Genomic DNA, 20,047 nt, shown 5'->3' with positions numbered 1-20,047 from the left:
TCCTACCATCACAAAACAGTTATAAGAATGTTACAACAAAGAAAACTTAGCACTGTTAATCACTTAATCCAAGCGAATCCTTAAATGAGTGTACACAGCTAACTGCTAACAGAGCCAACTCTGTTAACTCGTAGCAAACTGAACTCTAATTAAACCAATGTTGGCTTAAACTTGTGATTTGCAAAATGCAAATAACGGCATTCCTCCTAAAGCTATAAACAACTTAAACCATTGAATTTATGAAGTTAAACCTAGTGGCACAGAATATGCTCTTCCTAGTTATATTGACTTCCAGACTGCGAGAGATGCATTATGAAAATAGCCAAGCCAATTTCATTAACCTGTTCCCCATTACTCCTCAGCGTACTGATTTGTGCCAACGTCAGTGCATCAGACCCCTTTAGTGCATGCCCTACAGAAGCCTTTGTTATCCAGAAGCAATCTAATACTCCTAAAAGTTATGGCGTTAACTTAGCAACAGGTAGCTATGTGGTTTTATCTGATGATATGGGGACCGGTAATGGCTACAACGGCGTAGGATTTAATTACCATGATAACTACCTCTATGGTTGGGATTACGCCAGTGGTTCACTCGGGCGCACAGGTAATGACTATCAGATAACAGCACTGAGCGTCACCAAGGATGCAGCCTCTGCCGCGGCTGGTAACTTCTTTGTGGGTGATATCGCCATCAATGACAATGTTTGGTATGGCTATAGAAAAGGTAAGGGGCTATTTAAAATTCCACTGGATAATCCCGACAGTTACAGCATGACACTGGTGCCCGGTAGTACCAACTTTGCCAGCTACAATATCACCGACTTTGCCTTTCATCCCACCGATGGTTACCTATACAGTATCAGTAATGGTGCCTCTGGAAAGCTGCTAAGAATTGACCCCGCCACAGGCGAAGCGACAGATTTAGGTACTGTGATTACCTCTGACGCCGGAAGCTTTACCTTCGGTGCACAGTTCTTCGACCCCGATGGTAATCTCTATGTCAGCAATAACAGCAATGGCTACATTTACAAACTGAATGTTAATGCCCTCTCACCTAGCCCTGTTTTATTCGCCTACGGCCCGGCCTCTTCGAGTAATGATGGCGCTCGCTGCGCTCTAGCCGAAGTCGTACTCGGCGATGATGTCGACTTCGGTGACGCCCCTGACAGCTACGGCACCCTCTTGGCCTCTAACGGCGCAAGGCACACAATGAGTGATGACTTATATCTAGGTGCCAGCGTTGATAATGAGTCCAACGGTTATCCATCACCATTGAGTGATGACAGTAGCGACAACTCCAATGATGAAGATGGGGTATCGATGCCGACGGGGTTTGAACTAGGGGAAAGCGCAATTTTATTGGTCACAGCTAAAGGAGGCGAGGGTTACCTAAATGCCTGGTTTGACTGGGATAGAGACGGCAGCTTTAGTGCTGATGAGCAAGCTATCAGTGGAGAAAGCCTCACTGACGGCCAAAATAGCATTAGTATCGATGTGCCGAGCTGGGCTAGAGCAGGCTCAACTTGGGCACGCTTTCGCCTAAGCACTCAACAAGTGATAAATCCAACGGGTGGTGTCGGTGATGGCGAGGTTGAAGATTATGCCGTAACCCTAACGGAAACCGGCGTGACCATTAATTACTACCCCTCGTCTTCCACTTATACCACCCTCGCCTACGAAGATCTTTACCCTGATCAAGGTGACTTTGATATGAATGATGTGGTTATTCAGTTACGTCTCATCGAATATGTTAAAAATGATCAGGTTAGACGCATCGGCTTCGAAGCACAGTTAGCCGCTATGGGGGCAGCCTATCACAATGGCTTTGCCATACATTTACCCGGCGTCAGCCGTAGCAACATCAAAGAGTCTGTTATCAGCTGGTCAATTGATGGTGTAGCTCAAACAGACTCCCCTCTCGAAACAGGACAATCTAACGCGGTCTTTGTTTTCACTGAAGACTTAAAACAGTACGTTACCCTCGAGCAAGGCTGTCAGTACCTGAGAACCGAAACAGGTTGTGATGCAGCCTATAGAACCACTTGGTCATTTGAGATCCCCTTTGAGAGCCTTGTGGATGAAAACCTAGTCCCTGCATTTCCTTATGACCCATTTATTTTTGCTACCCCAAATACTGATCACGGCTTAGCCGCAAAAAATGTGGTCGGTGCTCTTCCCGGCCGTCAGTTAGAGATCCATCTAAAGAACCAGACTCCAACCGATAAGTTCTCAACTAATTATTTTGGTGCCCGAGACGATTCATCCAACCCAAGTGCTGGGCAGTACTTTCAGGATGAAAATGGTATGGCTTGGGCCATCGAGATCCCCGTCACTTGGAAACACCCAAAAGAGAATCAGCGCTTAGATGATGCCTACACAGAGTTCGTAGACTTTGCCGCCGATAGCACAGGTAACACCAACCCGACTTGGTATGAAAATGCCAATGACTCGCTAATTTTTAACAACTAATGGAGAGCGTTATGAAGAATAAAAATGAGAAGTTTATGAGCAGCCACTTTGTTCTGTTATCTATCATTGCGGTATTCATTAGCGCATGTGGTGGCGGTGGCGATGATGCAGCCGATACTCCGGCTCCGATACAAACGCCTACAGAAACGACGACATCGACTGATACGACAACTACAACTACAACAACCGATGATCCCGCGCCAGATCCAACATCATTGGACGATCTTGTAGTCGATGCAGATAACAAGCTGGAGTCAGCCTATCTTTTAACGATAGATGTCGACCGAGTCAGTACTGAAAGAGGCTACTTTTCACTGTGTGATGACTACCAAGCCCAAGGTGATGGCTATTCAGTCAACTTCAACTCTTGCCTATTTAGGGGACCATTAACTCAAGGCAAACTGAGTAAAGAAGTCAAAGTTGCCAATCATGAGAGTCAATTGATTGCGGTTATTTGGTTTTATGAAGGGCAAGCACCACAATTTATAGAGTGGAGTTATTTGCAAGATGTGGAGTCACAAGTACTCACTATGAATTAATCTTGAAGTTACTCGCGATAGCTTAATTTAAAGTTTTGCTGCGGTTCATTCTCCACTGGAGCGCAGCTTTTTATGCGAAAAAATAGTAACCAAAATCCAAAGTATTGATTCCATTTTGCTTGCTATCGCTTATCTGCAAACGGCTTACTGAGATTGAATGAATCACTTCAGTAAACTTTTCTAGTCATAACTACGTAATCAAAAGAAAGTGATTACAATGATTAATAAGCAATGCTAAAAACAATCAGAAAATTTAGATTCAATGCTACTGAAGGTTTACGAAAAACAAGCAACAATCAGGTACTGAGACTGTTCTTGGCCGCGAGACCGCATACTTTAATCGTGATCCTAACTATGGGCTTAACTTTAGGCTTAACTATGACCACAAGTTATCAAGCTAACGCAGCAGAACAAGCAATCAGCTTCGATGTAACAGCACCTACAATTTGGCGGACAGTAAACGACACTGTGATGGGCGGGATCTCGCAAAGCACCGTAACGGCCAATGCCACCAGCGCAACTTTTTCTGGCGAACTGTCATTAGAGCGAAATGGAGGCTTTGCATCAACCAGAACTCCAATGACTCAAGCAGTCCCTGCTACTCATAATTTAATACGTATTGCCGTTAAAGGGGACGGCAGGCAGTACCAGTTAAGAATACGAACAGACGAGCAATGGGACTCTTATGCTTATTCAAAGCCTTTCAATACTGAGAATAACCAATGGTTACAATTAGTGTTTAAAGCTAAAGATTTTACGCCGGTATACCGAGGCCGCGAGGTTGACGCTCCAGCGCTAAACTTTAGCCAAATTAAGCAAATTGGTTTTCTACTTGCCGATAAGCAGTCGGGTGCATTTGAGCTAACGTTTAAAAATATAGATTTTATCGCTAATGCATCTGAGCAGTAACATCAAAAAATCATCAATAATTAAAGGCCCTCCAATTGAGCATAACGGTAAACCGACATTTCAATTTTAGTCAGATCCACGGCGTTATCTTTGATTTAGATGGCACTCTAGCGGATTCGAACCCAGATTTTGCAAGCTTAAGAGCGGAGCTTGGCATTGAGTCATCCATAGATATCCTAGGTTACGTTAATTCACTTACTGAACCTGAGTGTGCGCTTAAAACTCAAGCGGTCATAAAGCGTTATGAACTTGAAAGCTCACACAGTGCAACATGGATCGACGGGGCTCAGCAGCTAATAGCCTTTTTAAAGCAGATGCAAATCCCCCAAGCCATACTGACTCGTAATTTACCCGAGGCCGCTAATATCACCTTAAGTAACTTAGGGTTAGAAATAGGCTCAGATATACAGATATTACTCACCCGCTTTGACGCTAAAGCTAAACCACACCCAGAAGGTGTTGAATTGATCTGTGCAAAGTGGCAAATCAAACCCGCAAATATTTTATTTGTCGGTGATTATTTGTTTGATGTTCAAACCGCCAAAAACGCCGGAACAAGAAGTATCCTTTATACGCCAAGTCTAATACCAGACTACGCCGACCAAGCCGATATGGTTTGCAGTTGCTACCTAACACTAATTGACTATTTTCGCTCTCAACTGCAGCTATAAAGCCAAACAGAAGCAGGTAGCTTAAGTAAGGAAAGCTGAAGACAACTGCCGTTCGCTAGCGGTCTTTCTCCCCTAGTTAAATGTGAGAGCCACCACAACTTCATCAACATTAATTAACCAAACCTAGCCTTCTAACTAAGGAGTTGCTAAATTACATTTAAAGTTTTTATTGTTGTATTTCACACTACAAACGCCCTATTAACGACAGCTTTATAGTATGGAGAATTTGATGATTGTAGTAAACCCTAACTGGGCAACTACAGCACTTTAAGTACCTTCTCTTGCTTAAAACAAGAGTCAGTATTATGCATGTTTATCATGCGAGTCAGATCAGCGAGTTGGTATGATATTTATCATGCTTACCTATTCTGCTGACACTTTAAAGCGCTTTGCCCGGTAACTCTTTTCTAAGTACCGGGGTCTTATCGAATCAAGTCCCCCCAGAATCATTATTCAGGCGCTTTGCGCTGGGGTTTATATGACAAAATCAAACCGTTTTAACCACCTAAAATCCAGTACATTTTCACGTACAACATCTTCAGTAAACACAACTTCAGCTGGTACATCGACGGCTACGAGTGTAGAAAACGATCCAAGCGTGCCTACGCCGCTAGACAGTGCTTCTATATACAGCTTAAAACAACTTGGTTGGAATGGATTTTTTCAGCAACAGCTGCAAACTAAAACTCAAGAGTACGTGACTGTAGCAAGGATTAGTGCTCATCACCGTAGCCAGTATCAATTACTCACTAAAGACGGAGAGTCGACACTGGCTATCCATCTAAACATGCCAGAGATGACTGTGGGTGATTGGTTATTATTAGATGACCAACAGCACTTTGTGTCGCTGCTAGAGCGCAGCGCATTGTTTAGTCGAAAGGCAGCAGGCGCTAAGGTTGAGCAGCAACTTATCGCAGCGAACCTTGACTGGGTATTTATCGTTTCATCACTTAATGATGACTTTAATATTAACCGCATCGAGCGCTACTTGGCACTGGTTCACGAAGCGAAAGTGACTCCAGTTATCGTGCTAACAAAAGTCGATTTATGTGATGATCTTCCCCCCTACATAGAGGCATTAAGAGAATTAGATTCGAGCCTATTAATCGAAACCGTTAACGGTCTTGATGAGCAAAGTACTCAAGCACTATCGAGTTATTGCGTTGACGGTAAAACCGTGGCTTTTATCGGCTCTTCTGGTGTGGGTAAGTCCACTCTTGTTAACGCACTATTAGGTGATAGCAGCCAGTTAACTTCGGCCATTCGCCAAGACGATAGTAAGGGACGACATACCACCACCAGTCGTTCACTGCATTTAACTCGTGGCGGTGGGCTATTGCTCGACACTCCAGGGATGCGCGAATTACAACTAGCCGATTGCGAAGAGGGGCTTAACGAGACCTTTGCCGATTTGGTTGAATATTCGCAGCAATGCCGCTTTGTCGACTGTCAGCACGAGCAAGAACCCGGCTGCGCTGTTCAGGCAGCAATTGAAAATGGTCAATTAACAGAGCGACGCTTACAAAGCTACCAAAAACTGATGCGGGAGCAGGCGTTAAACGGCGCCAGTATGGCCGAGAAACGAGCTAAAGGTAAAAGCTTAAGCAAAATGTACAAGCGAGTTCAGGGCGAGGCTAGATTAAATAAGCGAGGTTAAAAGGCCTAAAACCTAATAACTAATGTGCTTAAGCGACCAAATCTTTATACTGACTTCGTATTAAACCAAGCATTAACAAGGGCGATATCGCCCTTGTTTTATTTTGTAACTCCATGATAGAACACCTCTAATAGTAACTTAGACAAACAAGCCATCTACCATCTCTATTGCAGGCTCTAGTAAGTCATTAACACTATTCAAAAGTCATATCACTAAAAAATAAATTCATTCGAGCGTACATGCGTAAGCTTATGAAAATTTTAACGTAAATAATCAAAACTAAACAGAATCTTAGTCAAAATCCAAACAAGCGTTTAAATTTATCGTTTGAAAATTTGATCTACGCCTCGTTTTGTGACGTAATGTGAAGCATAACTTCTGGTCGGACGAGCATTTATATGAGCATAAGAACACAACTAAAAAAAATATTGCCAAGCATTTCAACCACAGAACAGGAAGCACTCGATGCCGGTGATGTGTGGTTAGAAGGCTCGATTTACCAAGGTGTACCAGACTTTGCAGCCCTACGTGATATTCCTGTAGCAACTCTATCGAACGACGAGCAGGCATTCCTAGACGGACCTGTAGCAACCTTATTAGAGATGGTGGATGACTTTGAGATCCAGCGCAGCACACACCTTCCTGAAAACATTCTTAACTTCCTAAAAGAGAATAAATTTTTCTCGCTTATTATTCCCAAGTCATTCGGTGGATTAGAATTTAGCCCTTACGCAAACTCGACGATTGTGGCAACCATTGCAGCTAAGAGTTCGGCAGTTGCGGTCACTGTTATGGTGCCAAACTCACTCGGACCGGGTGAGCTACTGATGCATTACGGTACATCAGAGCAACAAGATTACTGGTTGCCTCGTTTAGCCAACGGCCAAGAGATCCCTTGTTTTGCACTGACTAGCCCTGAAGCGGGTTCAGATGCTGGCGGTATTCCAGATATTGGCACAGTGACCATGGGTGAATACCAAGGTGAGCAAGTTCTCGGCTTAAGCGTGACTTGGGATAAGCGTTATATCACCCTTGCTCCTATCGCCAGCGTATTAGGTTTGGCCTTTAAAGTAGAAGATCCAAATGGCCTACTCGGTGACAAAGAGCAGCTAGGCATTACCTGCGCGCTTATTCCTAAGTCGCACCCGGGTGTGCAATTAGGTAATCGTCACGACCCTATGGGCATTCGTTTCTACAACGGTACTACTCGCGGTGAAAACGTATTTATTCCAATGGAGTTCATCATCGGTGGCCAGAAGAACATCGGCCGCGGCTGGGCAATGTTGGTAGCCTGTTTAGGCGCTGGACGCGGTATTTCACTGCCAGCCCTTGGGGTGTCAGTGAGTCAGGCATCATTTAAGTCTTCTGCTGAGTACGCCGCGGTACGTGAGCAATTTGGTTTATCGATTGGTAAATTTGAAGGTATTCAAGAAAAGCTGGCCGATATTGCCGGTAAAACCTATCTACAAGAAGCAATGCGCGTACTCACAACTGAGGGCCTAGGCCTTGGATTAAAGCCATCAGTGGTAACCGCCATCGCTAAATACCATATGACAGAGCTTGGCCGTGATGTGCTCGACTCAGCAATGGATATTCAAGCCGGTAAAGCGATTCAATGCGGGCCGCAAAACACCTTAGCCTCAGGTTATGTGGCGCAGCCCATTGCGATTACCGTTGAGGGCGCCAACATTCTGACCCGTAACCTGATGATTTTCGGTCAAGGCGTGATGCGTTGTCACCCATACCTACAGTCTATGGTGGAGTCTATCCACTCAAACGAAAAAGGCGCCGACAAAGAGTTTAATGGCATCTTACGTAAAACCGTTAGTTACAGTGTCGGTAATAGCCTGCGTGCTTTTAAGCTTGGATTACTTCCGTTTACAGCTGCTGCGGGTTCGACACTTGCAGAAGTTAAACCTTACGAGCAGTCAGTACATAAGCTTGCCTCTAAGCTAGCAGTATATGCCGACTTCTCGCTATTAGTATTAGGTGGCAAGCTCAAGCAGGCAGAAATGCTGTCAGCCCGCCTAGGCGATGTGATGAGCTACCTTTACGCTGCTATGGCTTCAATTCGTTACTACGAGAAAAAGCTAACCGCCGCCGAGCGAATAGAAGCTGCGCCATACTTCCACTACGCAACGCGCTGGTCACTATGCCAGGCAGAAAAAGCACTGCTTGAGTTTTTAGAGAACTTCCCATCATCGGCGACTCGTAAGTTTATGCGTTTAATCACGGTCACTTACTCGGCTAAGATGCCAAAAATTAACGACAACTTGGTTCGCGAGCTGGCTGAGCAGGCACAACTTAATACCGAATTTAAGAAGAACCTGACACACTTAGTTAAGCCTGTAGCAGGCGATGGTAACGACATTAACGAGCAAGCTTACCTTGCAAAAATGGTCTGCTTGCCATTGCTAGCTAAGGTCAAAAAAGCCATTCGAGCCAAGGCGTTTAAACCAGGTGTAAGATTTGCACTGACCCTAGATGCTGCGCTTGAGGCTAAGGTGATCACCAGTGACGAACACAAGCTTTTACAAGATTACAATCTTAAGCGTGAGCGTGCTATTCGTGTCGATGAGTTTGATTTTGATATGAATTTGATTAGCGACAGACCTGACTTAAAGATTGCTAACTAATTGCTAGCTGTTTGATATCGATTACAAGTACTCACTAAAAGCCACCGCAAGGTGGTTTTTTTAGCTTCGAAATAAGCTAATTAGATTTTTGTTTTTGCTCGGTGTTATATGGTGGTGAGTTCTAAAATGTATCTTCATTGCTATCAATCGCCTGCAGCGGGTGATGGACAGGATGTCCGAATGTCGTGATCACATGGTCAATGATGTTCCCTACATCATTATGACATTTCCCATATCCCTATGGGTCAGATGTGAAGGAACGACCTTATGCGCTGGCCATTGGAACCACTTTTGTTAGATGCCACAGTTAGCCTCGATAACTCGGGCGCCCGCTATGACGCCCAATCATCATAGAGCCAATTATGGTGTGACAATATTAAACACGCCCTTGGGCTTATCGAGAGAGGAGAAGAAACTCACCAGATCCAGCTTACTGCCCTCAATTTCAAGCTCGTCAGAAAACAGTACTTCTTTCACTCCTGCATTGCCTATGATGAGGTCGACAAACAGCTCGTGACTGATGTTGAGTGTCGCGTTAGCCTTATCGGACTTAGGCGCGAGCTTATGATGCAGCACCGCATTGTTAAGGCTTAACACGTAATTTTTATTAAGATCGGTAAAGTGAATATTTAGCACAAACTCCTCACCAAAAACCTCAGGGCCAATCACCCGTGTTGCCATCGACAGCATAAAATTTTCAATGGGAGATTGCAGCAATATCTGCTTCATCGAGGCGAGATCGATGCCCTTTTCAGGGCTACCGTGGCGTAACTCATAAGCAGCAGTTAGGTATACATCTCGCCACGGCGCCGATTCCGCTTGATAACCCAACTGATCATAGATATGTGCCAACAGAGCTTTGGCCTTATCGTTATCAGCGTCGCTAACCACCAAGTGATTAATCAGCTCGGCTGCCCAGCGATACTCTCCTGAGTCCACCGCCATCTGCGTTGCCGCTATCACCTTGTCTGCGCCCCCCATCAGCTCAACATACTTAATGGCGGTTGCAGTTGCGGGCAGAGGATCTAAGTTAACTGGGTTGGCGTCATACCAACCTAAATAGGCTTGGTACACTGCCTTGGCATTATGCTTAGCCGTTCCGTAATAGCCTCGACTAGCAAAGGTGTTAGAAAGCGATGGTGGCATGTTAATTTGTTCGGCAATTTCTGCTGGAGTGAGTCCAGCATTGAGCATTCGTACAGCTTGGTCATGAATATACTTATAGGTATCTCGCTGCTTTGCTAAGAAGTCATTAACCCTCTCTTGGCCCCAAATAGGCCAATGGTGACTGCCAAAATAGACTTTCGTGTCTCGCTGGGCCATTAATGCCTCATCAATTGCACGGCTCCATGTCAGCGCGTCCCTGACCTTAGCACCGCGCAGGGTATACAGGTTATGCATGTTCTTAGAGACGAGTTCGGCGCCGCAATAGGCTTGCTGCTCTGGCAGGTAAAAAGTAAATTCGGCAGGCGCTTCTGAGCCAGAAACGATTTGAAACTCAAACGGCACTCCGTCAATCATCATAGATGAATCTTGTTCGATGACTAAGGTCGGGTTCAAGATCCCAAATTGTCCAAATGCGGGCTCTTTACCAAGACCCGAATCGATATGGCCACGCTTTGATCGCGGTAATTGCTTACCATACATATACATGGCGCGGCGACTCATGGCGGTACCCGCGGTAACGTTTTCGCTGGTTGCCTCATGCATAAAGCCTGCGGGCGCAATAATATCCACGGTCTCTGAAAACACCTCTCCCGGTGCCAATAAACCGAGTGCACCGCCGAAGTGATCCATATGGCTATGGGTGAAGATTATCGCTGAGACGGGACGTGGCCCCAATGTCTTATTGAGAAACTCGAAGGCAAGCTTCGCCGTTTCGGCTGTGGTAAGCGGGTCGACAATGATCCAGCCCTTCTCTCCTTCTATCACCGTCATATTGGCCAAGTCAAAGCCCCGCAACTGATAAACCCCCTCTGTGACCTCAAATAGGCCATCTATGTTGTTCAGACTCGCTTGGCGCCAAAGGCTAGGGTTTACGCTTACAGGGGCTTCTCCCTGGATGAAATCATAAGCCGTTCTATCCCAGACAGTATTGTCCTCACTATCCAATACAGTTAGCTGCGGCATTCGTGCGATAAAGCCTCGATTGGCGTCTTCAAAATCCTGAATATCATCGAAGGGTAATTGAGATTTCACGGCCAGATTAGCCGCGACAGTATGGGTACTGGCTGGAGTAAACCCCGCGCTATCAGCGACGGAGGAGGAAAGTTCTGTCGATGTAGTTTCAGGTTGGCAGCCCAGCAGTAAGAGAGCCGTTACTCCTGCAACTGTGTAGGGTATAAAAGTTTTTTTTATTGTTTTAATTAACATGCAGCTACGCCAAGTTGTGAATAAATTAAAACCAACTTATTACATACTTGCAACACTGCAGTTATCATTTTTCGCCAAATTTCTCGCACAGTCATTTTTCGACTGCGTTTAACTACAGCGTGTAACGGCTGCTTAAACAGTGAATTTAGCTATGGGCTTAAATGGCAGGTTTTAATAACAGGCTTTTAATTTTGGGCTTTTAGCTATGGACTTTAGCAATAGACTTTTAGATATGGGCGTTAACTTTGGCTTTTAGTGAGCAAGTTTTCATTGGTTAGCGGCGGATTGTTTGACGATATTGCGAAGGGCTAACCCCCAGCCAGGACTTGAATGAACGAGTGAAATTACTCACGCTACTATAGCCTAGAGTATCGGATAGCAGGCTAATGGACATATCGGTATGGGTAAGATAATGATGAGCAAGTTCTTGACGCTTAAGGCTGAGTAACTCTCTAAAACCCGTGCCTTCGTGCTGCAGGTAACGGCCTAAACTGCGCTCACTAATATTATACATCTGCGCAATTTTAGCCGCCGTAGGCTCTTGATTCAGTAAGCTTGCGTGGATCCCTTGGCTGGTTTTCTGCCTCCAGCTCAAAGCCTGCATATTATCGAGATATTGTCGCACGGCAATTTCATTAGACCTAGCCAATAACGGATCTTTGGTCAGCGCCGCTTGCTCTAGTATGCTTCTGTCCATCCACATGCAATTATCTGACGCATTCATTACCACAGGGCAACCGAAACACGCTTGCCAGGCTTTGGAAGACTTAGGTTCCTGACGTATTAACTCGACTCTACGCACAAAGTGACTGTGGCCTACCATCTGCTTACCATGCTGCATTAGGCTACTAAAGAACGCATCGATAGCTAATTCGCTAATTTCAACGCCTTTTAATGGGCTAATCGTCAGCCCAAGCATGTGTGGCGTTCGCTGTAAGCGGATCTGGCCACCATTGCTCACCAGCGCTGAATAGTCAGGCAATGCTTCGAAGGCTTGCGCTAATGAGTCACTCGCCATTAATAGCTTACCCAAGTTATGAAAATGCATTGGATATGCATAACGGCCAACGGTTAGCCCAAAAGCCGCAGAAGTTGATGCCTTTTCAGCAGCTTGCCAAAGCCGAGTCATTTTGTCGATATCGACTCTGGCATCGGGTTGAGCTTCTAACTCATCAAGATCTAAACCGACTTGCTTAAACAAAGCGCTAGGCTCAATGTTACTGACGCTTAATGCCCGTGCAATCGCCAAAGACCAAGCTGCAATCGTGCTGTAGTTATCCAAGACTCATCACAGCCTCTTGATTAGGAATGTTCTTCAACTCACAACGACTCACCGTGCCGCCGTATATGACTGATAAAGCCTTGCTTATCAAATTCTAAAGTAATAACGCTGACTCGATTGATATCCAGAACCTGATCCTGTCCCGAAGGTATGATTTTTCCTTTTTCCGCCAGTTTTAACACCACCACGTTAGGCCCTATAATCATCTGCTGCAAAATAACTTGATTCTCTAGTGTTTGATGTTTCATTTTCTCAATCAAACGGGCACGTAACTTGGTTTTATCGGCAGCGAAAGTAACCTTATAGTGCACATATTCATCGATAAAACTCTCTGACAACAAACTCAAATAGTGGTCAATATCAGTAACTGCGCTATCTGGCTTCTGCCTAGCATTTTTCGCCGCCACAAATGCCTCTGCCTTCAGCTTAAGCTGTGAATCACTCAAACTTGTTGAGGCAAAACTGGAACTTGAAAATACTAAGCAAGTAAACACTAAAGCACTTAACATAAAATTATTCTGCATATTCAGTCCCAGTTCTTAGTTAGCGGTAAGTCAGTTATTTATGTTCCATTTAACACTCAAACACTCTGTATGAAATTCACTCACTACACAGATTATCAGCTCGACTTAGCACTGTCATCTAAGTACGCCAACAAAAAAAGGCTCAAAGGAGAACCTTTGAGCCTTTAATATAAAACTAAAAATATATCGCTTTTTTAATGCTTATTCATAGCCATAACGGGTCACTTCTGACCAATTTTTATCGACCTCTTGTTTGATAAACTGCTTTTTTTGCTCTGTTAGTTTATCAAGCTCAATACCAACCGCTTTTTGTGCAGACTCTTTAGTGGTGATATCTGGGTAAGCTACGTTATTGACCTCGAATTTCTTCAAGATCTCAGCAAGCGATGAGCGAGCATAGTTGACTTGTTTTATCGACATATCTAGCAATGCATGGCCTTCTTCAGGATTATGAGCATAAAGACCGTGCGAAGCCATGGCAAAGTCCCAACGCCATTGTGAATGACGAATAGCCATAATAGCGTCATTCATCAGCGGCCATGTCGCGCCCGCATCCCAAGCCGCTTTCGCTTCATAGTGGGCTTTAACTAATAAACCTTCAACTTCACGGGCTTTAGCGTTAATTTCAGCCTTGCTATTCTCAAGTGATTTAACAATCGTCTTTTCACTCGTATGGCAACCTTGGCAAACCGTATCAAAGTGATCCAAGGCTTTACTCACCTTATGGCTGGTAAAAGTATTACCTTTAGCATCTGTTTCTTCTGGCATATGACAAGTGATACAAGTTACACCAGCTTCTGCGTGTTTACTGCGGCTCCAATGCTCAAACTCAGGGTGACGCGCCTTTAAAATCGGCGTTTGTGATATTGGATGGATCCACTCATAGAAACGGCGAGTATCGTAGTACTTTTCGATATCATCAACGTTGTTACCGAAGATCCACGGAATGTTCACTTTATCGCTGCGTTCAGGCTGAAAATAGTAAGTCACATGGCATTGACCACAAGTCTGCGCGCCTTGCATATTGGCATCTTGTTTATCAAATGGGAGATGTACTTTTGCCATTGCATCTTGGGCGTGCGGACGAGGCATAGCAAGCTCAGCCTTACCGTCTACGTGACAATCGGTGCAATAGACCACGCTATTCACTTCAGTGCCAACATCGGTAAAATTTTTGGCAGAAAACCCTTCAACGCCTAACTCTTTCATCAGTCTTGGTGCATCGGGTGTTTTACAAGTCCAGCAGCTGGCCGACAGCCCCTTTTTACCGTCTTTTGGCGGTACGCCAGTGCGCAATGTATGGGTTACGTCGGCAACCGCAAAGTGATGGCCTCGTGGGCTATTGTACTCTTTTGCAAATGACGAACCCGCCCATAGAATAATCGCTGCGGGATAGCTAGCAAGCATGTCTTCACGCTCTGTTTGCTCCGAAGTTTCCTGCCAGCTTTGATACTGAACCGGAAATTGAGCCCGTAGTGATTTGTCTCTTTGCTGCTGTTCCTTTGCTGCAGCAGTCTGAGCATTGGCATTATCAGCCGCTTGCACACTCGTTATTGGCATCAGCAAGGCTAACGATACTGCCCCAGCCATTTTTATCAGGTTGTTTACTGTCATTTGGTTCTCTATCTACCTTATCTACGTTCTTATTGTTCAACTTTTTAAGCTGCTTTACTAAGCTTTTTTAACTCGCTATTCCCCCACCAGCCATTTGATTATGTTGAATTACCTCTTGCTCAAGCTAATGAAGGAAAACTAGCAGCGTAAATCTATCCAGGTCGACCATCAACACGTGGCTTAGATAAAATTGCTGCGTAATTGCCAACAAACATAGCAAACGCCAACGACCATAATCCCCCCGCTAACCATAGCCACAGCTGGTACTGAGCTGGCGCGATGATTGGCATTATCGAGCGCAGTATGGCTGCAACGGGCAAACAAGCGAATGCGACAGCCATATTCGGCCCTTCATATATATTGCGACTGGTGTGGCCTAACGACACTCTTGAGATCATTGACAAACAGATCCCTGCCAGCGTACCTATGGCAAATAGGTGCAGTAAATGGCGATAAGCCATTGAGTCATTAATATTCCAAGCTAATAAAAATAGCGTAATGGGAAGAAACAAATAAGCAATTTGTAACGACCATAACATAGGCTCTTTTAGTGTTTTATGGGGAAACCAGCGCGACCACCTTACAAAGTGAAGTGCTGCTGCAGTAAACAATAATACCTGTTCTAGCCCTTTGGGCATCACTTGGCTAATTGCTTGCACCACAAGTAAAACCATAATAGCAATCAAGCTTTTATCTATTACGGCAATTGGATTTGGCTTGGTTTGTTTAATACGAATGGCGGTAAAGAATGGGATCACACGTCCACCGACTATAGTGATAAGTAAACCCAACCACCACAACATAGCTTGCCAAATATTCTGACTCAGAGAGAAATCTCTCTCACTTAGGGCGTAATAGCTTAAAAGGTTAATCAGCATCGCCACAAACAGCATTATAGGAAACCCAATATTGTGCCATTGCTTTACTTTATAAATGCAGCGCCAAAGCTTAATAGCAGTGAAGGTTAGAAACAGAGAGTCGAGTAATGCTGGTAGCCACAGAGGAATAGAAACCGGTAACAGCAGAGCCAGCCTTGCTAAGAGCCAACAAGAGAAAGTCAGTGCCAAAGCCCAACCTTTCATGCCGGGCTGATTAGTCCATGTCTGTACAGACGTCAGCAAGAAGCCACAGACTATTGCCAATGCAAAACCAAATAGCATCTCATGGGGATGCCACCATAACGGCACGACCTTCACCCAGAAGTCGGTTTGGAACAGACTGAATTGCGGATAAAACCAGGTCAGTAACCAGAGAGGAACGAATAGCATGGCAACCGCTGCACCACCTAAGAAAAAGGGTCTAAACCCTAAGCGAAAAATGGCCGGGATCTTTTCCGTCTCTTTTGGATCGTCAATATTCAACATGGTCCACCCTATAAACACGTATTTGAAATACAGCTTTAATTTATCCGTCAGTGTATATGCGCATATTCGTGATAACAATCACTATTGATTTAGATTATAGCTTCTGTGACCAATGTAGCTATCTGACTGTTTTAAAGATATATCTTTATGAGTAGCTAGTAAGAATAAACTTATTCTTAGGCCGCTGTTATTCTCCGCAGTGTTATATCAACCGTTACATAATAACAGCGAGCAATACGCTGCATGTAACGCAACGAATCCATCAGCTCTTCTCAAGTCACTATCGAGGCTTCTTCCTAAAAACATTTAGCGCATCTTGTTGTCTATGCTAGATTGAATAACAATCTGTTATGTAATCTGGTTGGATAGAAATGGTACTCGCGGCAAAAAAAATCCTCGTCCTTTATGCTCACCCCTCTCAAGAACGATCTGAAATCAACACCCCATTATTTAAAGCCACCCAATTACAGCCGAACGTGACTGCAGTTGATCTCTATGGTGAATACCCCACTTTCAGGATCAATATCGACAAAGAACAACAAAGACTTAGAGATCACGACATAGTGGTCTTTATGTTTCCACTGTACTGGTATTCCACCCCAGCAATTTTAAAAGAGTGGCAAGATCTGGTCTTAGAGTACAACTTTGCCTACGGCACTAAAGGCAAAGCCCTATGTGGAAAAACCTTTCTGTGTGCGATTAGCGCTGGCGGTAGCGAAGCCGCCTACAATGAAGATGGCTACAATCACTTTACCCTTAGAGAGTTACTACGCCCCCTAGAGCAGATGGCTAACCTAACCGGTATGCATTTCTTAGCGCCTTTTGCGCTCTTCTGCGCCCGCTCTGCCTATGAAGAGAATAGGGTCGATACTCACGTACAAAAGTGGCAGCGAACCCTGTCAGCACTCAGTGAGGGCCGATTTGATATAGAGCGAGCGCTATCTCTCGATAAATTGAATGGTCACCTCGACCAATTGATCCAGGAGCACTAATAATGACAGCTTACTTTATTCAAGCTTTTATCTATTTATGCGCCGCCGTTATCGCCGTGCCTATCGCTAAACGCCTCGGCCTAGGCTCAGTGCTCGGCTATTTAATGGCAGGTGTTGTGATTGGGCCAATTATTGGCCTAGTCGGTGCGGAGACCAATACACTGCAGCATTTTGCCGAATTTGGTGTAGTCATGATGTTATTCCTGGTCGGTCTTGAACTTGAGCCCAAAATGCTCTGGAACATGCGTAATAAACTTATTGGCTTAGGCGGGCTTCAGGTAGGGATTTCTACCTTAGTCGTGATGGGTATTGCCCTGAGTTTTGGCTATGGCTGGAGCATAGCCCTCACAGTGGGGATGATTTTTTCTCTGTCTTCAACGGCTATTGTACTGCAGACATTCAATGAGAAGAGTCTGACCAAAACTGAAGGCGGCAAGAATGCCTTTTCAGTACTCTTGTTTCAAGATATCGCCGTAATCCCTATGCTAGCGTTTATCCCACTTCTTGCTTTGCCTGAGCTGGTGGAAAAAGCACAATCGGTCACCCAAAGTGCGGCAGAGCACCATGAAGAGCTGTCACTCGTCGCAGGTCTGCCCGGTTGGGCTTACGGGATAGTCGTATTAATGGCCATCGCCAGCGTTGTGGTAGGCGGTCATTATTTAAGTCGTCCGTTATTTCGCTATGTCGCCAGCTCAGGACTTAGAGAGATTTTTACAGCCACCGCGCTTATGCTCGTTATCGGTATTGCAGCCCTCATGAGTTTGGTAGGTCTGTCTCCGGCGCTGGGCACCTTCCTTGCGGGCGTTGTGTTGGCAAACAGTGAATTTAGACACGAGCTTGAGTCTAATATTGAGCCTTTCAAGGGCTTATTACTCGGGCTATTTTTTATAACTGTTGGCGCAGGCATCAACTTCGACGTGCTGTTCAGTAATATCGGTCCAGTGATGGCGATGACAGCAGGAGTCATTGTCATTAAGGCCTTAGTATTACTCGTTCTGGCTTTTATTTTTAAGATCAGGGGCAGTGACCGCTGGTTGTTTGCCCTAAGCCTAGCCCAAGCCGGTGAATTTGGTTTCGTGCTCTTAAGTTACACAGTACAAAATCATGTGATCCCTACAGAGCTAGCGCAATTACTCTCGCTAGTCGTCGCCATATCTATGTTCCTCACACCAGGTTTGTTCATCCTATTTGATAAAGTTATTTTGCCTCGCTACGAGAAAACAGAAAATACTCGAGAGCCAGACGATATCGATGAGACAGGCACTGTGATTATCGCCGGCGTCGGCCGTTTTGGTCAGATAGTTAATCGCCTGCTGGTGACGAATGGCGTTAAGACTGTGGTATTGGACCATGAGGTTCAGCAAATCGAAAACTTGCGTAAAATCAATACCAAAAGCTATTACGGCGATGCCACTCAGCCTGATCTACTTCATACTGCGGGTATAGAACAGGCTAAGATGCTTGTTATTGCCATTGATGACCCAGATCGAGCCGTTGGTTTAGTCGAATACATCAAGCATAGCCACCCCCATGTGATTGTGATGGCTCGTGCCTTTGATCGACGTCACCTATATCGTCTTCGTAATGCTGGGGCTGACTTTATGGTAAGCGAGACTTTCCATTCAGCGCTCAATCTAGGTAAACACGCCCTGATAAGACTTGGCGTACACCCGTTTAAGGCTGAGCAACAACGTGCGACTTTCTATGAGACCGAAACGACTCATAAAGATACTCTGTATGAGGCTTGGAAGCAGTTCACCGAAGACGATAAATATCTAGTTCATTACCGCGATATGTTTATTCAGCTTGAAGAAACCCTAAGCGAGGCGATGAAGGACGAACGTTATCGCAGCTTTTCTAAAATAGAGCGTAGCTGGACGCCACCGCCTAAGGAGAATCATACTGAGTTCTCTAAAGCCGAAAGCGATTAAGCCCGATAGCAAACGACATAGGCCACCAGCCCATGTCGTAACTATTTGCAACGACTGCCACACACAGACCCTTTACCGAACTTTAAGGCTTTGGAGTATGGCTTAGGCTTTGAGGCTTTGAGGTTTTGTATCTAGTGGTTTTGAGGTTCTAGTGGTCTAGTGTAAGGATGTTTAAAGTAAACGATTTAGCCTCTACTGTGAGTAGGATGCAGCCGAGTATTTGTTGCTATGGAACATGTTGACAAAACAGTTAAAAAAAGCCCTCGTTACCATTAGGTAGCGAGGGCTTGTGATTTTTTGTCTGGTGACAAGAATCTATCTTTGGAGATTAGACTAAGTTCATCTCTTGAACTTTCTCATGTGCAATCTCTGGTGTCGTCACAACAGGCTTGGAATGTAGATCTGCCTTTAGTTGACCTTTACGATGCTTTAGTGCCGCATCGAGTTTTTTAGCTGCGTTGGTAATCGCGGGATACATAACTGGATCATTACCAGACGCCGAAATTCGACTTCCCTCATAATTAGTTCTAATTTCAACCTGGAATTCGCCGTGCTCTTTCGAAACGATAATATCTAAAGCGATCAGGGTTGGAAAATGACTCTCTATCTTCGAAAACTTCTCTTGGACATGCTGCCTAACAACGTCTGTAACTTCAACGTGGTGACCAGAAAGATTTATTTTCATAGGTTTTCCTTTTTACAATGACTTCTTACCTAATACATTTGAGGCTTTCGCTTTAAATTACAAGCTTTATTAAAAATAATTTATACAAAATTTTGAAGAAATTATCCTAATAATTCGCTGTAGCCCAGTATATACAGGGGAAGTACACATTTTGTTATATTGATAATTTTAATCAAGCGACCGGTTAACTATGGTTAAAACATAAGCTAACGGTGGCATTCATAAGGATACTGAGTATTAGCAAACAGCAATCTAACCTCGTTATACCTCTACTAATTTAGACAAAAAAAAATGCTTTAGCTTGATTTTTATCACTCTTTTATCAAATAAATTTAATTTTATTTTGATGTTTACCTCCCATCAGACACTTACGCGCAAAACCATTCACATATTGATAGTGT

At 44.6% G+C, this 20,047-nt stretch carries 14 protein-coding genes; 8 read left to right on the top strand and 6 right to left on the bottom strand.

The window, feature by feature from the left end:
* The first annotated feature begins 312 nt into the window (after window positions 1–312).
* The 6 genes from K5Q73_RS11295 (at window position 313) to K5Q73_RS11270 (ending at window position 8,881) form a co-directional block, all read left to right on the top strand.
* Entirely contained in the window at window positions 313–2,469 is a 2,157-nt protein-coding gene (locus tag K5Q73_RS11295; RefSeq protein ID WP_220759983.1) for an LruC domain-containing protein, read from the top strand.
* Between the two features lie 11 nt (window positions 2,470–2,480).
* Complete coding sequence (locus K5Q73_RS11290) at window positions 2,481–3,008, top strand: hypothetical protein (RefSeq protein WP_220759982.1); 528 nt, start codon at window positions 2,481–2,483, stop codon at window positions 3,006–3,008.
* A 231-nt stretch (window positions 3,009–3,239) separates the two neighbouring features.
* Window positions 3,240–3,917 (top strand): CIA30 family protein, encoded by a 678-nt coding sequence (locus K5Q73_RS11285; protein ID WP_220759980.1) that lies wholly within the window; start codon window positions 3,240–3,242, stop codon window positions 3,915–3,917.
* 35 nt (window positions 3,918–3,952) lie between these two features.
* Window positions 3,953–4,588 (top strand): HAD family hydrolase, encoded by a 636-nt coding sequence (locus K5Q73_RS11280; RefSeq protein WP_220759979.1) that lies wholly within the window; start codon window positions 3,953–3,955, stop codon window positions 4,586–4,588.
* Between the two features lie 478 nt (window positions 4,589–5,066).
* Window positions 5,067–6,245 (top strand): ribosome small subunit-dependent GTPase A, encoded by a 1,179-nt coding sequence (rsgA, locus tag K5Q73_RS11275; RefSeq protein WP_220759977.1) that lies wholly within the window; start codon window positions 5,067–5,069, stop codon window positions 6,243–6,245.
* A gap of 398 nt (window positions 6,246–6,643) precedes the next feature.
* Entirely contained in the window at window positions 6,644–8,881 is a 2,238-nt protein-coding gene (locus tag K5Q73_RS11270) for an acyl-CoA dehydrogenase (protein WP_220759975.1), read from the top strand.
* A 360-nt stretch (window positions 8,882–9,241) separates the two neighbouring features.
* Here the strand turns inward: K5Q73_RS11270 and K5Q73_RS11265 are convergent, their stop codons facing one another.
* From K5Q73_RS11265 to K5Q73_RS11245, 5 genes are all read right to left on the bottom strand, one after another.
* Window positions 9,242–11,254, bottom strand: a complete 2,013-nt coding sequence (locus K5Q73_RS11265) for an alkyl/aryl-sulfatase (protein ID WP_220759973.1) — start codon at window positions 11,252–11,254, stop codon at window positions 9,242–9,244.
* Between the two features lie 274 nt (window positions 11,255–11,528).
* Window positions 11,529–12,536, bottom strand: a complete 1,008-nt coding sequence (locus tag K5Q73_RS11260; protein ID WP_220759971.1) for an AraC family transcriptional regulator — start codon at window positions 12,534–12,536, stop codon at window positions 11,529–11,531.
* Window positions 12,537–12,574: 38 nt separating this feature from the next.
* Entirely contained in the window at window positions 12,575–13,060 is a 486-nt protein-coding gene (locus K5Q73_RS11255; protein WP_220759969.1) for a hypothetical protein, read from the bottom strand.
* A 201-nt stretch (window positions 13,061–13,261) separates the two neighbouring features.
* Window positions 13,262–14,674, bottom strand: coding sequence for an ammonia-forming cytochrome c nitrite reductase subunit c552 (locus tag K5Q73_RS11250; RefSeq protein ID WP_220759967.1), 1,413 nt, complete (start codon window positions 14,672–14,674; stop codon window positions 13,262–13,264).
* Window positions 14,675–14,826: 152 nt separating this feature from the next.
* Entirely contained in the window at window positions 14,827–16,038 is a 1,212-nt protein-coding gene (locus tag K5Q73_RS11245) for an NnrS family protein (RefSeq protein ID WP_220759965.1), read from the bottom strand.
* Between the two features lie 371 nt (window positions 16,039–16,409).
* Here K5Q73_RS11245 and K5Q73_RS11240 point away from each other — a divergent pair, with 371 nt between their 5' ends.
* Together K5Q73_RS11240 and K5Q73_RS11235 are read left to right on the top strand one after the other, a co-directional pair.
* Window positions 16,410–17,030: an NAD(P)H-dependent oxidoreductase gene (locus tag K5Q73_RS11240; protein WP_220759963.1), complete on the top strand. Its 621-nt coding sequence runs from the start codon at window positions 16,410–16,412 to the stop codon at window positions 17,028–17,030.
* 2 nt (window positions 17,031–17,032) lie between these two features.
* The gene (locus tag K5Q73_RS11235; protein ID WP_220759961.1) at window positions 17,033–18,961 is read left to right on the top strand and encodes a monovalent cation:proton antiporter-2 (CPA2) family protein; all 1,929 of its coding nucleotides are present in this window, start codon (window positions 17,033–17,035) and stop codon (window positions 18,959–18,961) included.
* A gap of 328 nt (window positions 18,962–19,289) precedes the next feature.
* Here the strand turns inward: K5Q73_RS11235 and hpf are convergent, their stop codons facing one another.
* Complete coding sequence (hpf, locus tag K5Q73_RS11230; RefSeq protein ID WP_220759959.1) at window positions 19,290–19,646, bottom strand: ribosome hibernation-promoting factor, HPF/YfiA family; 357 nt, start codon at window positions 19,644–19,646, stop codon at window positions 19,290–19,292.
* Window positions 19,647–20,047 lie beyond the last annotated feature (401 nt).

It is taken from the genome of Shewanella sp. MBTL60-112-B2 (assembly GCF_019655055.1).
In the GTDB taxonomy this organism is placed as follows: domain Bacteria; phylum Pseudomonadota; class Gammaproteobacteria; order Enterobacterales; family Shewanellaceae; genus Shewanella.
Note: the sequence above shows the minus strand (reverse complement) of the source record. Positions and strands in the feature narration are given on the sequence as shown.

Coding starts and splice junctions, on each gene's coding strand:
- K5Q73_RS11285 (WP_220759980.1), top strand. CDS start 3,240: ATGCTAAAAACAATCAGAAAATTTAGATTCAATGCTACTGAAGGTTTA.
- K5Q73_RS11270 (WP_220759975.1), top strand. CDS start 6,644: ATGAGCATAAGAACACAACTAAAAAAAATATTGCCAAGCATTTCAACC.
- K5Q73_RS11295 (WP_220759983.1), top strand. CDS start 313: ATGAAAATAGCCAAGCCAATTTCATTAACCTGTTCCCCATTACTCCTC.
- K5Q73_RS11235 (WP_220759961.1), top strand. CDS start 17,033: ATGACAGCTTACTTTATTCAAGCTTTTATCTATTTATGCGCCGCCGTT.
- hpf (WP_220759959.1), bottom strand. CDS start 19,646: ATGAAAATAAATCTTTCTGGTCACCACGTTGAAGTTACAGACGTTGTT.
- rsgA (WP_220759977.1), top strand. CDS start 5,067: ATGACAAAATCAAACCGTTTTAACCACCTAAAATCCAGTACATTTTCA.
- K5Q73_RS11245 (WP_220759965.1), bottom strand. CDS start 16,038: ATGTTGAATATTGACGATCCAAAAGAGACGGAAAAGATCCCGGCCATT.
- K5Q73_RS11290 (WP_220759982.1), top strand. CDS start 2,481: ATGAAGAATAAAAATGAGAAGTTTATGAGCAGCCACTTTGTTCTGTTA.
- K5Q73_RS11265 (WP_220759973.1), bottom strand. CDS start 11,254: ATGTTAATTAAAACAATAAAAAAAACTTTTATACCCTACACAGTTGCA.
- K5Q73_RS11250 (WP_220759967.1), bottom strand. CDS start 14,674: ATGACAGTAAACAACCTGATAAAAATGGCTGGGGCAGTATCGTTAGCC.
- K5Q73_RS11255 (WP_220759969.1), bottom strand. CDS start 13,060: ATGCAGAATAATTTTATGTTAAGTGCTTTAGTGTTTACTTGCTTAGTA.
- K5Q73_RS11240 (WP_220759963.1), top strand. CDS start 16,410: ATGGTACTCGCGGCAAAAAAAATCCTCGTCCTTTATGCTCACCCCTCT.